Annotated in this window: 14 protein-coding genes; 3 read left to right on the top strand and 11 right to left on the bottom strand. The window is 40.6% G+C overall.

Annotation, left to right across the window (positions count from 1 at the left end; all coding sequences use genetic code 11):
- Positions 1 to 63: 63 nt before the first annotated feature.
- From ABF487_RS07440 to ABF487_RS07410, 7 genes are all read right to left on the bottom strand, one after another.
- Positions 64 to 2298, bottom strand: a complete 2235-nt coding sequence (locus ABF487_RS07440) for an LTA synthase family protein (RefSeq protein WP_415626175.1) — start codon at positions 2296 to 2298, stop codon at positions 64 to 66.
- Positions 2298 to 2552, bottom strand: coding sequence for a YkuJ family protein (locus tag ABF487_RS07435; protein WP_263780042.1), 255 nt, complete (start codon positions 2550 to 2552; stop codon positions 2298 to 2300). Before ABF487_RS07435 ends, ABF487_RS07440 begins: the two co-directional genes overlap by 1 nt.
- Complete coding sequence (locus ABF487_RS07430; RefSeq protein WP_415624800.1) at positions 2539 to 3567, bottom strand: lysylphosphatidylglycerol synthase transmembrane domain-containing protein; 1029 nt, start codon at positions 3565 to 3567, stop codon at positions 2539 to 2541. The genes ABF487_RS07435 and ABF487_RS07430 overlap by 14 nt, the downstream gene beginning before the upstream one ends.
- Positions 3564 to 4595, bottom strand: coding sequence for a glycosyltransferase (locus tag ABF487_RS07425; protein WP_415634931.1), 1032 nt, complete (start codon positions 4593 to 4595; stop codon positions 3564 to 3566). The genes ABF487_RS07430 and ABF487_RS07425 overlap by 4 nt, the downstream gene beginning before the upstream one ends.
- 13 nt (positions 4596 to 4608) lie before the next feature.
- The gene (locus ABF487_RS07420) at positions 4609 to 5904 is read right to left on the bottom strand and encodes a glycosyltransferase (RefSeq protein WP_263780039.1); all 1296 of its coding nucleotides are present in this window, start codon (positions 5902 to 5904) and stop codon (positions 4609 to 4611) included.
- Positions 5905 to 5958: 54 nt separating this feature from the next.
- Positions 5959 to 7686 carry a phosphoenolpyruvate--protein phosphotransferase gene (ptsP, locus tag ABF487_RS07415; protein WP_263780038.1) on the bottom strand — a complete coding sequence of 576 codons (1728 nt, stop codon included), beginning with the start codon at positions 7684 to 7686 and terminating at the stop codon, positions 5959 to 5961.
- Between the two features lie 213 nt (positions 7687 to 7899).
- Positions 7900 to 8700, bottom strand: a complete 801-nt coding sequence (locus tag ABF487_RS07410) for a Cof-type HAD-IIB family hydrolase (protein WP_415634930.1) — start codon at positions 8698 to 8700, stop codon at positions 7900 to 7902.
- 290 nt (positions 8701 to 8990) lie between these two features.
- Here ABF487_RS07410 and nagB point away from each other — a divergent pair, with 290 nt between their 5' ends.
- Entirely contained in the window at positions 8991 to 9704 is a 714-nt protein-coding gene (nagB, locus tag ABF487_RS07405; protein ID WP_415624804.1) for a glucosamine-6-phosphate deaminase, read from the top strand.
- Positions 9705 to 9837: 133 nt separating this feature from the next.
- Here the strand turns inward: nagB and ABF487_RS07400 are convergent, their stop codons facing one another.
- The 3 genes from ABF487_RS07400 to ABF487_RS07390 all read right to left on the bottom strand — a co-directional run bounded on the left by ABF487_RS07400 (position 9838) and on the right by ABF487_RS07390 (position 11088).
- The gene (locus ABF487_RS07400; protein ID WP_007745935.1) at positions 9838 to 10101 is read right to left on the bottom strand and encodes a phosphocarrier protein HPr; all 264 of its coding nucleotides are present in this window, start codon (positions 10099 to 10101) and stop codon (positions 9838 to 9840) included.
- A gap of 112 nt (positions 10102 to 10213) precedes the next feature.
- Entirely contained in the window at positions 10214 to 10402 is a 189-nt protein-coding gene (locus tag ABF487_RS07395; protein WP_263780035.1) for a hypothetical protein, read from the bottom strand.
- Positions 10399 to 11088, bottom strand: a complete 690-nt coding sequence (locus tag ABF487_RS07390) for a hypothetical protein (protein WP_263780034.1) — start codon at positions 11086 to 11088, stop codon at positions 10399 to 10401. The genes ABF487_RS07395 and ABF487_RS07390 overlap by 4 nt, the downstream gene beginning before the upstream one ends.
- Before the next feature lie 177 nt (positions 11089 to 11265).
- On the opposite strand from ABF487_RS07390, the gene ABF487_RS07385 reads away from it, so the two are divergent.
- Entirely contained in the window at positions 11266 to 13389 is a 2124-nt protein-coding gene (locus tag ABF487_RS07385; RefSeq protein ID WP_415634932.1) for an ATP-dependent Clp protease ATP-binding subunit, read from the top strand.
- 89 nt (positions 13390 to 13478) lie between these two features.
- Entirely contained in the window at positions 13479 to 13826 is a 348-nt protein-coding gene (locus tag ABF487_RS07380; RefSeq protein WP_415634929.1) for a DUF1516 family protein, read from the top strand.
- A gap of 54 nt (positions 13827 to 13880) precedes the next feature.
- On the opposite strand, the gene ABF487_RS07375 is transcribed toward ABF487_RS07380, so the two are convergent.
- Positions 13881 to 15095: a phosphoglycerate kinase gene (locus ABF487_RS07375; protein ID WP_415634928.1), complete on the bottom strand. Its 1215-nt coding sequence runs from the start codon at positions 15093 to 15095 to the stop codon at positions 13881 to 13883.
- Positions 15096 to 15207: the final 112 nt, after the last annotated feature.

Below are 15207 nucleotides of genomic sequence, written 5' to 3'. Positions count from 1 at the left end.
AAAAAAATAAAAAACCCGCTTCTCAGCGAGTCAAAAGGCTGAAAAACGGGGGAAGGAAGGGTGTTACTTGGCAGGGGCTGAGGAACTACTACTGGATGATGCAGGTTGCACCGAAGCTGAGGAACTACTATTAGCGTCACTCTCTTGAGATGTTGTTTTTTCCTCCTCCAGTTTTTGGAAATATTTTTTAATTTTGGAAGGAGACCAAAGCATGACTTCAGAACTTTTATACAATTTCAAAAGTGATTTTCCGCCGTTTTTGGTACGTAATGAACTAGGATTAGTGATTTGTGCTCGCTTCAAGGATGCTAAGCTAGTGCCAAGTGTATAGTCGTAACTTTTTTTATCAACTTTTTTAAAATTATTTTGCTTGTCAAAACGTAACAAGTCGCCGGAAACAACTTGGTCAGAGTATGCCAATTGCTGATCAACGAAATTTTGAGTCTGATCAATAAATCGTTTGGTCTTTTTAGACGCACTCTTGTAACTAATTGCTCGTCCATTATCGGTCCGCCAATAAGTGCCATTCATCTTAATGACAGTGGGGGTAACGAAATCACCGTTTCTAAAACTGACAACTTGGCGATTTTGGTCCGACAACAGGTCATCTCCGAATTGAACGGTGCCGTCGTTAGGAACGCCGAGGAGATCAAACAATGTCGGCAGCACATCAATTTCACCGCCATAAGTATGATTGATTCCACCGGGTAAATTACTGGCATGAATCATAAACGGTACCTTTTGAAATTGTGCGAGATCGTAATTGGTAATCCGGTCTTTTTGGAGAAGCTGTCCAATAGCTGGCTGATGGTTTTCTGAGATACCATAATGATCCCCATAGACGTAAATGAGACTATTATTGTACAAACCCGTTGCCTTTAACCAGTCCATAAATTCACCAAAGGCCGAATCTAAATAATGAGCCGTCTGGACATAGTGATCCACTGTTCTATCCCCTGTGGTTGTAGCGGGAAATTGATTAGCAATTTCTTTATTAGTTTCATAAGGATAATGATTGGTAACGGTAATTATTTTTGCATAGAAAGGTTGTGGCAACTGTTGAATATACCTAGCCGAGTCGCGTAAAAATATTTTATCCAGCATACCATATCCAACATTATTCTGAGATTTCGTTGATTGCGGGTAAAATTGCTTACTGAAAAAATAATTGTATCCCCAAGATTTATATGTATTATTTCGGTTCCAAAAAGTTGGTACGTCACCGTGAAAAGCCGCTGTCGTATAACCCATTTGATTTAAAATTGCTGGAGCCGCTTGAAAAACATTACTGGTACCATATTTCACCATGGCTGAACCAGATGGCAAACCAAAAAGTGAATTATCAAGCATCGTTTCGGCATCCGAGGTTTTCCCTTGGCCAACCTGATTGTAAAAGTTATCAAACGAAAGCGTGTGCTGATCATGGAAAAATTTATTTAAATTCGGTGTGACTTCCCTACCATTCACACGATAATCAATTAAAAACTGCTGAAAAGACTCAAGATGGAAAACAATGACATTACGGCCCTTATCAATGCCAAAATATTTAACATTGACTGGCGAACGATGCTTGTTAATCCATTTAACAATCGGCTTGAGCTCCGATGCATTAGCCCTTTCTCTACTTACCGCTTGGTTATGGGTCTGCAGGGCATTAAATGCTGCGTACTCATTCAAACCTAGATATTTCACAATATAGTTATTGTCAAAAGATCGTGTCAACAAACCTGATCGATTGGCACTTGCAAGACCAAAAACCAAAAACACCAAGACAAAGCCAAGTGTTGAGGTTAAAACGGCAAACCGCCTACGCAAACCTTTTTTATCAGAAACAATTTGGCGAAAAAACAGTAGCAGAATTAATACCAAAATATCTAAGAAGACCAAGAAATCACTAAGATGGACGATCCCAGCAATAGACTTACTCAAATTTTCGCCAACTGATGACCCGGAGGACATAATCGATAATGAAAGAAAATCACTAAATTCTCGATAATACAGCATATTGGCAAAAAGCCAGATCGTCTGAATCAAATTCATAATGATCATAATCCAATAAGCCAGATAACCACGAAAATATAAAGCAAGGCTGAGCAGAATAATGGCCGTTGGAAGCGGATTAAGCAAAGCAATCAGCAGTTGCATCATACCTTTAATACCTAAGTTGAAACTAATAAAATACTCGATCACAGTCTTAAGTTCAATAAAAAAAAGATTTATCAAAAAAAACGCAACCAAAGGCCTAATCTGTCGCTTAGAAAAAAAATATTTAGTTTTAATCAGTAACTGTTTAATCATTAAAAAGTCAATTTCAAATCACGAAGTGTCTCATAAATATCAATTGCGGCTAAATCAATATTATCAAATTCGAAAAGCTGGTTGCCACGAAATTCCTTCAAAGTAAATATTCGAGTCTCATGATCAAAGGTTACACGCGCCAAATTCAATCCATACAAGTCAAAATTTCGAACCTGGATACGTTTGCTTTCATCCTTAACCATTGCTTCCAAACGATTGATAATTGGTAGAATTTCGGATTCAGTTTTCGACATTATTTTTTCCATCGTAATGACTCGGTACTAAATTATACGCTATCAATCCAGCAAAAATACCGAAATAGTAGGTCAGAATCCGCCAAATCAGCATCGCAAAAATTGTCACAGTATGATTGGCTAAAAAACTCGAGAACAGCAACGAAAAGCCAATTTCAGCGCCGCCGCTACCCCCAGGAACCGGAAAAATCGATATTGCCAAAGTTAGGATAACATTTAGCGCCACTATGAAAATAAAATCAGCATTATGGGCACCTACGGCTAACAAAATAAAGTAAGGAATTGCATAGTATATAAACAGTTGCAGCAAGGTCAACAGTGAAGCGGCAAACAATTTTCTTGGATTTTTAGCTAATTTGTTAGATACTTCGTGAAATTCTAAAATTCGCTGATCCAGTTTCTTGGCAATATCAGCTGTTTGTTGTTCAGAAAGAAACCAATGAAAAGGTGCCAAAACAAGATTGGCTATTTTTTCTGTTATCGGCGGAAAAAACATAATAAAAATGAGGCCCAAGAGAACCAATACATGAATAGCAATGCCAAAAATAACTAGGCTTGTCATTGATAACATATGATTGGCAACATATTGATAACCAAAAAGCAGGCAAATCAAGAAAGCTACGACAATCATTCCCTGATAAATCACAAACTTCATCAGTGATACAGAGGTCCCTTCCCCAACTGAGATACCCGCTTGGCGCAGACCCAAGATTTGCATTGGCTGGCCGCCAACGGAAAAAGGTGTGATACCATTCCCAAATTGTTCCATCCATGGCGTGCGCATAATTCCCCAAAGGCTCGCCTTGTGAGGAGCAATTAAAACTTTTAGGATCCAAGCCATAGTCAAGTAATAGAAAATGACTAATACAAAAGCAAATAGTAGCCAGCCATAATTCGTTTTGGAAATTTGCTGGCAAAATTGCTTTAAATTAACCTGATGAAAGCTGTAAATAAAAACAACCGCACCGATGAAGAGAGTAAATAAAATCCAAAAAATCCGTTGTCTCGTTGTCATTTGCTCTCCTTACTAGGCAGTGTTAAGGCCTGTTCGTACGCATTTCTCAGCTCTTGGCCGATCTTACTGATGTCACGTGCTAGTGCTACACGATGGCCTGCCTTAGAAACGTCTTTCACCTGGCCGGATAAAATAAGATGCAATTTATCGTCAAAATCATCCAAATTCTGCGCTTTGTAACAATTCACACCATCTTTGAGCCAATCAGCATATACCGGAATATCTCTAACTAGAACTTTCTGTGAACTTGCCAGGGCCTCAAGGACAACAATACCTTCTGTTTCTTCAAAACTTGGATATAAGAATAAATCCGCGCCTGAATAGGCGCCTTGTAATACATCGCCTGTGATATACCCAGCAAAAAGACAATTTTCCGGATGATCGTTTCGAATAATATTACGAATTTTTCGGGGAATAATGCGTAAATCTGTATAACCAAACCAAACAAATAGATAATCCGGATTCCGCCTGGCCAACTCAACAAAATCTGCAATCCCTTTTCTTTCAAAATAGAGACCAACTGAAATGATTATTTTGCGAGTGTCCTTGGGCTCTAGGTTTAAAAATTGACGAAATTTAGTAATTTTGGCTTGGTTCTTTCGGTAGGAAGCTACCTTTACACCATTTGATATCGGAATAATCGGTTGTGTCAGGCCATATCCTCGTAGAAGCGATTTAGCATAGGGCGTAGGCGTAATAATCAGATCAGCCTGTTTGTAGGCATTAACTAAATACTTTTTAAAGGGTTTGGCAATTAAATTAGAACCGATAAAAGAATTTCGAAAATCTTCATAGGTCGAATGAGCATGATAAACAATTGTTTTACTCTGCAAACGCGCTTTTGCCACCATCGCTGCTGACTTGGGCCCATAGGTGTTGACATCAATCAAATCATAGTCCTTAGAAAAAGGGTTTGTATCAAGAACAACATCTGTATAAGACAGTTCCTCTTGCTGTAATCTCTGTGCGTGTCCGATACCAGACCGGCTAATAAGTCCCGGGTTTTCAAAATACTGCAAAACTTTCATTCTGTTAATTCTACTATTTATTGCTGTCGACTTCTTTTTTGCCCTTCAAAATTCTGCGTTTCGCCACTTTAGGCAAGGGCAAACGACCCAATAATTGGCGTGCATAACCAATCTCATCATCAGTTGGTTCATCTGTGTCCTTAGCGTGCGGCGGCCGGTACTCAGCAATGACCTGCGTGTAAAAATGCAAAACATCTTCGCCAAATTTTTCAGCCCCAACTTCTCGCAATACCTCTTGACAATCGTGATCCTTATTTTTATTCTTTGCATCTGCCAGATAATATTCGATTGCTTGAGCCATCTCCTCATTATTCTCAACGATCGTGCCAATCATCTTGGATTTTGTAATCTGCTGCAGATAGAGATTTGGCATAGCGACAAAAGGCCGATTAGCATTGACTGCCTCAATAAAGGTTAAGCCTTGTGATTCAGAAGTTGACGGGCTGGCAAAAACATCGGCCATTCGGTAATATGAATAAACATTTTTGTGGTCAACCATGCCGACAAATTTAACATGTTTGGCAAGCCCAAGTGCTTTAGCATGTTCTGTCAATTCTTCGCGAGCCGGCCCGTCCCCGGCAACAACCAAAATAACATTATGAAAACGGTCAATAACATCCGGCAATATATTGATGAGTTCCTCTAAATTTTTTTCAAAAGCAACTCGGCCCAGGGATAAAATGACCGGCTGTTTGGGCCTAATACCTAGTTCTTTGCGCAACTCAGCAGATCGGTCCAGTTGGTTTTTAGGGAAACTGACGCCAGTCGGAATGATCGGCATCGGGGCTGACACACCATATCCACGCAAGGTATCATAGACTCGCTGACTTGGTGCGATCACGCCATTAACAGATTTGAGAAATGCTCGAATAATGACCTCGACGCCTCCAGCTTTGATGAGACGGCCATTCATCACGTAATGCGTGTAGTCCTGATACATCGTATGATAAGTGTGAACAAGCGGGATTTTTAATTCTCGAGCCGTAATTCTACCCATTAAACCAAGACTGAATTCTGTTTGTGTGTGAACAATATCCAAACGGAGCGTTCTGGCAATTTCAATCGCTTCAAAAAAACCTCGAAAAGTGATTCGGCGATCTTTAAATCCTGTATATGGAATAGATGAGAAACGATAAATATTTTTCTCCGGGCCTCGGCCATACTGGGATCTTTTGACCTTAGGATCGGTGGTGGTAAAGATGTACACGTTGTTGCCTTGGGCTTCCAGCTGCTGAGCTAAAATCTGCGTGCTGGTACTAACACCGGACACCTGAGGAAAATAAGTATCAGTAAAAAGTCCTATATTCATGTCTACATTATACTGGTATGACAAAAAAAGACCTAGCGGCCTTTTTAACAAGTATTATTTCGTTGAACTCTTGACTAAATCAATAACTTGCTGATTACTGTCTTGATCCAATGCTGTTTTTGCCAGTGTCTTCAAATCGGAAACCTTTAAATGCTTGATCAATGACCGCGTCGGCAGTACAGACGAAGCGGACATGGAGAATTCATCCAGTCCTAGTCCGGCCAAGATTGGTACTGCGATTGGGTCGCCGGCCATTTCACCGCACATGGCAACGAATTTGCCTTCATGATGTGCTGCATCAATCACATTGTGAATCAAGCGCAAAATAGATGGATTGTAGGGCTGATACAAATAAGAAACACTATCATTGCCACGGTCGGCAGCCATCGTATATTGAATCAGATCGTTGGTGCCAATTGAGAAGAAATCAACCTCTTTAGCAAATTTATCAGCTAAAACAGCTGAGGCAGGAATCTCAACCATAATGCCTAATTTGATATGATCCGAAATTTTGGTGCCCGCCTCAATAAGCTTCGACCGTTCCTCTTCATATATTTTCTTCGCAGCACGGAATTCTTGGAGGGTGGCAATCATTGGAAACATGATCCACAAATCCCCGTAAACAGAAGCCCGTAACAGAGCCCTCAATTGTGTCCGAAAAATATTATCTTGTTTCAGAGAAATTCGAATAGCACGATAACCTAGAAATGGGTTGGCTTCCTTTGGCAGTTTCCAGTAGCTCAACTGTTTATCACCGCCAATATCCATCGTCCGAACCGTTACTGGTTTGCCTTTCAAAGCCTGTAAAGCAGCTTTATAGGATTCAAACTGCTCGTCTTCTGTTGGAAGATGGTCTGAATCAATAAATAAGAATTCTGTTCGAAATAGGCCGATACCTTCGGCACCATTAGCAACAACTGCATCTAGGTCTTTAGGAGAACCGATATTAGCTGATATGTCAAAATGAACACCATCAGCTGAAGCGGTTCTCTCATCGCGGAGTTGTGCCTGCTCACGCTTTCTGGCAAAATATTCACCAACTTTTTTTGCGTAAGCAACTTCTTCGTCTTCATTGGGAGAAATTAAGACCTGGCCGGCGTCGCCATCAACAATTAAATTAACGTGATTCGCGATTTCAGCAATCGCGTTACCAGTACCAACAACGGCCGGAATTTCCAAAGAACGCGCCATAATCGAAGCATGGGCTGTGCGACCACCAAGATCAGTTACGATGCCCTTAACGAATTTTGGGTCCAACTGAGCGGTATCGGAAGGCGTCAAATCATGTGCAACGACAATCACATCGTCATCGATCAAGGCTGGGTTTGGTAATTCAACACCCAAAAGGTGGCTTGTCACTCTTTTTGCAATATCTCGAATATCAGCTGCGCGTTCCTGCATATAGGCATTATCAGTCATAGCCTCAAAAGTCGCGATATAACTATCAGTCACATTTTTTAAAGCAGATTCCGCGTTAATCTTTTTATCGTGAATTTGACCTTTAATTGCCGATACCAGTTCAGGATCAGAAAGCATCGTAATATGCGCCTCAAAAACCTCAGCTTCCTCTTTGCCTAAAGTCTCTTCAGCCTTGTTTTTAATCTTTTCCAAATCACTTTTAGAAGCGTCCAGTGCTCGACTCAACCGCGCCTGTTCAGCCTCCACGTCGGTGATCGTCTGATTGTAGGGAAAAGCTAAATCTGGATCAACCAACAAATAACTTTTCGCAATCCCAACACCATCTGATGCGGCAATACCACTTAATTTCTCTGTTTCAGTCATTGTTACCCCCAACTATTAACATGAGACCTGTCCTACTTTCACAAATGGCTTGTTTGACTAGGTATGATTCAAATACATCAGACAAATGCCGACAAACCAGTCAAGTCATCACCATGAATCTCATCAACTATTAGTTTAACATTTGTAACGTAACCGTTTTCATTAATTGCAGTTAAATAATCGGAATGTTTGAACGGTGTACTGCCAACTGCATCATAAATTAAAATAATGTTCCAGAAACACTGCCACACCATCTTCCAAATTATTTTTGGTCGTAGCATTAGAAACAGCTTTAACAGAAGGAATTGCATTTTCCATCGCGACTCCCACACCGGCAGCCTTGATCATTGGCAAATCGTTTTCTTCATCCCCAAAAGACATCACATTTTCAAAGGTCCAACCAAAATGATCCAACAATTTTCCTAAACCAAGGCTCTTATTCACACCATTCGGCAGAAATTCAAGCAAATTAGGCCGGCTTTTAACAATAGTCAGATCTAAATTACTTTGAGTCGCGTTCTGAATCGCTTGCACTTGTGCGGCGTCGGTCTGACTGACAAATTTGAAAAATTTCTTCTCTGGCAAAGCAGCAAATGTGACATCGGTAAAAGGCATCAAATCTCCTATAAAGGACTGATAACCCGACTTTCTGATATCAATGACAGAAAATGCACGATCAATCGTAATGCCATCTAAGGGAAAACGCATTTCCTGTGCTAACTGATTAATGGGACGAATATCATCCTTCGTAATATAACGACTGAAAATCACCTTCCGATCAGAATTTCGTTCAACTAACCCACCATTAAAATTAATCGAATAATCTTGATCATCCGTCAGCTCTAATTGTTTAATAAATGGTAATATTCCCTTGATAGGCCGCCCAGTTGTCAAGACAACTTTCATTCCGTTTGCGTGTAATTGTTTTAAAACACGCTCATTTCTCGGGCTGATACGACTCTGTCCGTTTAATAACGTATTATCCAAATCTAGTGCAACTAATTTAATCGTCAATGGTAATCTCCTTATCTAGTTAGCAAAAAATATTTATTCAGTCAACTCATTCATCACATTGGTACAAATATTTGTTAATATAACGGACAAATCTCATGTCGCTTTTTATTATATAGCTCAGGAAAGAATCTCGTTTACCACAGAAGTTTTATCAGCAAGAACAAATGTCATCTACTTTTGACCTGTGAAAGTTCATTAAACAATCGCTAATATACCAATTCATATACCAATTAACATCTTGAACTTGACAAAACTAAAAGTTATAATTTAAAAGTCGAGGTGATCAAATAATGGAAATTAAATTAGTTCAGTCACAAGCAGAGGGTGGCGAAATTGGCCTTCAGTTATTTAAAGAAGCTCTTTTAAATGGTGCGAAAAGCTTTGGGCTAGCTACAGGTTCAACCCCAATCAGTATTTACAAAGCAATATCGGAATCAAATCTTGATTTTTCAAAAGCTGTTTCGATCAATTTGGACGAATATGTCGGTATATCTTCAAATCATCCGGAAAGTTACCACTATTTTATGCGCGAACACCTTTTTGGCAAGAAGCCCTTCGCTCATTCATTTGTTCCTAATGGCGAAGCTGTTGACCTAAAATCCGAGATCGAACGCTACGATGAAATTATCAATGAAAATCCAATTGATTTACAGTTATTAGGCTTAGGACAAAACGGCCATATTGGTTTCAACGAACCAGGAACTTCCTTTGCTTCCAAAACACATATCGTCAATTTGACAGAAAACACGATTCGCGCAAATTCTCGATTCTTCGAATCGGAAGATCAAGTCCCCAAGCAAGCTATCTCTATGGGTATAGCATCAATTTTGCGAGCGAAAGAGATTTTAATCGCAGCATATGGCCAAAATAAAGCCAAAGCCGTGAAGGACTTTATTCAAGGCCCGGTAACTGAAGCGGTTCCAGCTTCAATCTTGCAAAAACACCCCAATGTGATCGTTATTTTAGATCCAGCTGCGGCTTCCCTATTGAAAAAAGTGAATTAAAATCATAAAAAGCGTTAAGGCCGTTTCCTTAGCGCTTTTTATATTCGCCCCTAAAAGATCATCTTTCTACAGAATTATCTGTTAACCGAAAAATAAAAAACAGCGCCAAAGCGCTGCTAGCAAAGATAGGATCTTAAATTAAAGATTCGCTCTTGAGTGTACCTTCAACACCATCAAGTGCAGCCTGATCATCGCCGCCTTCTGCAACGATTTCGATCTTAGCACCCTTGCCGGCACCCAAACTCATCACACCCATGATGGACTTCAAGTTAACTTCTTTGCCATCATATTTCAGGGTCAACTTTGAATCAAACTCAGAAGCCTTTTGAACAAGCATCGTCGCTGGGCGTGCGTGTAAGCCTGAATCAGCGGTAATCGTAAATTCTTTTGAAACCATAATTCCTCCATATCCTCTATTCTAAGTCTATCAGTAATCTTATAATATGCAAGCGCTTACACGAAAGCTCTCCAGACCAAGTTCAGAACAAAGCTTTAAAAACGCTCTGACATTATTTTACCTTTTCTTTGCGCCGATAAATAACTTTTCCGCCTTTTTGTGCAAAACCTTTGACACCGGATTGATAATTATAAACATTCCAGATTTTATAAAAATCTGAAAAAGTATTACGATCAACCTCAAACTCGTCGATCTCGCCTTTTCGTAGAGCTTCTAACTTGTTCTTAAAATCAGTAGTCATTTCTTCTTGTCTTGATTCTCCTTAACATAAGTAACGATATTTTCATGTTTGCCAGCAGCGGCGACAATCAGCTTCCGAATATTTTCATCTGACATACCAGTCATATCAGCACCCGCTGCTTGGAGATTTTTACGAGCCTGATCGACAACAACGGTTGGGATGCTTGCCGGATCCGTATACTGACGTGTCCAGATATTGGCGGCGGCTGCTTTAGCGGCTGCTTCGCTGCTTGCAGCCGCTGATGATACAGCGGCGGCTGCATCTTTTTGAGCCTGCTCAGCTGCCGCGGCGGCTGCTTTTTGCTTATCAATGGCCACGTTAGCCTGCTTGATATTGTCATTGGACCGATCAGCCAGAACCTGATAACCGTTTCGATATGACGCAACCTTTTGAAAAGTGGTAATTGCATCACTATAATTTTGAACACGCAAAAAATTCAAACCCAATTGAAAACTGCTAATCTGCCTAATGCGTTTTTCTATTGGCGCCTGTTTAACCACAAAATCCAGTGAATCCGTTAATGCCCGCTTCGCTTCCGGATACCGCGCGTTAGTCACGTCTCGCCTTGCTTGAGACTGTAATTGTTGAAACCTATCGGACCGGGATCGTGTCAAATAATTAGCATATAAGTACACACCAGAAGCAATAATCAGCAGCAGTCCGAGAAAAATAAAAAACTTTTTCATCTTGATTGAATTATAACTGAAACCAAGATAAAAGTAGAACTACCGCTCGTTCGACACACTCTGACCTTTATTGACTATTAAAAATGATGGTGTATAATTTATTGCAAAGGTCAATAAAGGTCAAACATTTAGAATCAAAAAATGTTTGAAAATCAACCTTTATTAGACGGAGGAAAAATGGCTGATTACAATGAAAATCCCTTCGTTTTTGGAAACATGAACGTGGATGATATTTTTCGTCAATTGAATGGCCAAATGGCCAATATGCAGCAGCCCGGAAATCAAAATCCGACAGCTGCTCCAAGCCATTCCGGCGGGAACAATAATAATAAGAAACATGGTTTACTTGAACAATATGGTATCAATATCACGGATCAAGCCCGCAAGGGCAAATTAGATCCAGTGATTGGCCGTGATCTAGAAGTAGAACGTCTGATAGAGATCTTGAATCGTCGTACAAAAAATAATCCGGTTCTAATTGGCGAACCAGGTGTCGGCAAGACTTCCGTTGTTGAAGGTTTAGCTGAAGCCATCGTGGCAAAGAAAGTACCTGAAAAACTCCTAAATAAAGAAGTCATTCGGCTTGATATGGTTTCTTTGGTGCAAGGCACCAGCATGCGTGGCCAATTTGAAGCTAGAATGCAGCAACTAATGAAGGAAGTCGAGTCTCGCGATGAAATCATCTTATTCATAGACGAGATTCACGAAATCATGGGTGCCGGAAATGCTGAAGGCGGTATGGACGCCGGAAACATCTTGAAGCCTGCTTTGGCTCGTGGTGAATTTCAGTTAATCGGTGCAACAACATTGAAGGAATATCGCAATATCGAAAAAGATGGCGCAATTGCGCGTCGTTTCCAAGAAGTCATGGTTGAAGAGCCAAGCAAAGATGAGACTTTTGAAATTTTAAAGGGCCTGCGCTCTAAATACGAGGATTTTCATCATGTTAAATATTCAGATGAAGTTCTCAAGGCTGCCGTTGACTTGTCTGACCGATATATTCCTGAGCGTTTTTTGCCAGATAAAGCCATTGATTTAATTGATGAAGCAGGTTCGCGAAAAAATCTTCATCTGGAATTTGTGAATCCTGAAGAAATTCAACAGAAAATCAATAATGCCGAAGCAATGAAACAGCAGGCGATTGAAAAGGAAGATTACGAGAAAGCTAGTTATTGGCGTGATCAAGTGGACACGTTACAAAAGCAGAAGATTGCAGCTGAGGCGAATCCCGAAAATGTTGCGAATGCAGCAAGTGTTCAAGTTAGCGACATCACAAAAATTATCGAAGAAAAAACACACATTCCGGTAGGTGATCTTAAAAAGAATGAAGCCGGACAACTCAAAGACTTGGATGCTCACTTAAAAGCACATGTCATTGGACAAGACGAAGCTGTCGCACGCGTTGCTAGAGCTGTCAGACGCAATCGAATCGGCTTGACAAAATCCGGCCGCCCAATTGGTTCTTTCTTGTTTGTTGGACCAACTGGCGTTGGCAAGACCGAGACGGCCAAACAACTAGCTAAAGAAATGTTTGGCTCGACCGATGCCATGATTCGTTTCGATATGTCAGAATACATGGAACCTCAGAGTATCTCAAAATTAATTGGTGCGCCGGCTGGTTATGTTGGTTACGAAGAAGCTGGACAATTAACTGAACAGGTTCGTCGCCATCCCTATTCACTCATTCTGCTGGATGAAATCGAAAAAGCACATCGAGATGTGATGAATATGTTTTTGCAGATTCTCGATGATGGCCGCTTGACTGATTCTCAAGGACACGTGGTTAGTTTCAAAGATACAATTGTCATCGCAACATCCAACGCCGGAACGGGCGATGTTGGCAACAACACTGTTGGTTTCGCCGCCGAGACTCAAAGTATCTCCGCCGAACACCAATTAGTGGAAAAATTGAAGAACTACTTCAAGCCAGAATTCTTGAATCGTTTCGATGCCATCGTTGAATTTAAAGAATTAGGCAAGTCGCAGTTAAATAAAATTGCCGATTTGATGCTGGCAAATATGAACGCAATGCTGGCTGAGAACAAACTGCACGTTGATGTTGAACCTGCGGCAAAAGACAAGATAGTTGAGCTTGGATATAATCCAGAAATGGGAGCTCGCCCACTACGCCGTGTTGTTGAGGAACAAATCGAGGATAAAGTTGCTGACTTTTACTTGGATCATCAAGATGCACATAATTTGAAAGCAATTCTTGATAAGAATGGTGAAATCGTTTTAAAAGCAGAGAAATCCGCGGCTTCGGTGAAAAATATATCAGCAGATTTGCCTAACAACAACTGAAGAATTTTCTCATCGCTTTAGCATCCGTTTTTCGCGGATGCTTTTTATTTGGCCAATAGTCACTAATAAAGGGTTAGAATTGACTTATTATGATGCAAACAATACTTGGGATTCATATTCTTTCTGCTCTTGCGATTGCAGTTTTTGCAACCGCTTCACTAATTCTGCCACTTGAGAAAGACCACACGGCCATTTTGACCAGCAGAATCATTTATCTGCCGCTCTTCATTACAGGATTAATATTGGCATTTCGAACCGTCCACACGCAACCAGTTATGACAATTTTAAAAATAGCAATTGTGCTCGCTTTTGTGGCCTTACTAGAGATTACCTTAGCCAACAAGTTAAAGCGCCGTCCTGGTATTATTTTCTTAACTCTGATTGCGGTATTATTTTTCTTAGCCGCTCTATTCGGCATTATTCTCTTCTTTAACTAAAATGATGGCAAATAAAAACCCGTGTGAAGCATAGCTCGCACGGGTTTTAAATTATTATTTATCTGAAATCGCAGCAATTCCAGGAAGTGTCTTACCTTCCAGATATTCCAAGCTAGCACCACCACCAGTCGAAATATGAGTAAACTGATCGGCAATACCCAACTGTGCAACAGCAGCAGTTGAATCACCACCACCGACAATAGTCGTTGCCCCCTCAGAAGTTAAGGAACCAATAAACTTACCTAATTCCAATGTGCCGTTTGCAAAGTGGCTCATTTCAAAAACGCCCATAGGCCCATTCCAAACAACTGTTTTGGCGCCCTTTAACGTGTTTTCAAATTTTTTAATCGTCTTAGGTCCAATATCAAGACCCATCCAACCATCTGCAATGCCATTCTCAAATACCTTGGTTGGCACATCATTAGCAAAACCTTCAGCGGAAACAGAATCTTCAGGCAGTACAAGCTTGTCGCCAGCCTCTGCCATGATTTCTTTGGCTAAATCAACCTTATCTGCTTCGAACAAAGAATTCCCAATGGAAACCCCGCGGGCAGCTGAGAAAGTATAACTCATGCCGCCGCCAACAATCACTTTGTCGGCTTTCGCCAGCAAATTCTTGATGACTTCAATTTTATCTGAAACCTTGGCACCGCCCAAAACAGCTACAAAAGGACGCTTTGGCTGATTAACGGCAACATCGAGGTATTTAATCTCTTTTTCCATTAAGAAACCTGCAGCCGTTTTTGAAACATTTGAAGCAATACCAACATTGGAAGCATGTGAACGGTGAGCTGTACCAAAAGCATCATTAATAAACAAATCATCACCCAAACTAGCCCAATATTTACCTAACTCAGGTGCATTGCCAGATTCGCGTTTGACATAGTTGCCATCGGCATCAACATCTTCGTAACGTGTATTTTCGACCATAAGGACCTGGCCTTCTTTTAAAGCGTTAACAGCATCTTCAAGTTCGCTGCCTTCAGTTTTTCCAGGAAAAACAACTTCCTGCCCAAGCAGATCACCCAAGTGCTTAGCAACTGGAGCCAAACTCAGTCCAGGCTTATCTTCAGCCTTCTTCACACGGCCAAGGTGACTGAACAAAATAGCCTTACCGCCCTGTTCCAGAACATACTTAATTGTTGGCAGTGCAGCCACAACACGATTGTCATTACCAATTACACCATCTTTGATCGGCACGTTAAAATCGACGCGCATTAGAACTTTTTTACCTTTTAAATCAAGGTCTTTTACAGTTAATTTTGCCATTTGGCCTCCTTACATACTCTTACTATTATAGTGTAAAAACTCACAATTCAGAAACTTTTACGAAAAATCGCGCTAATAGATTGTGCAGCGCTACCATAATCAAAAACGGAAA

Source organism: Oenococcus sp., assembly GCF_047725585.1.
Classification (GTDB): Bacteria; Bacillota; Bacilli; order Lactobacillales; family Lactobacillaceae; genus Oenococcus; species Oenococcus kitaharae_A.
The sequence above is the reverse complement of the archived record's forward strand: the minus strand, read 5'-3'. Positions and strand labels throughout refer to the sequence as shown.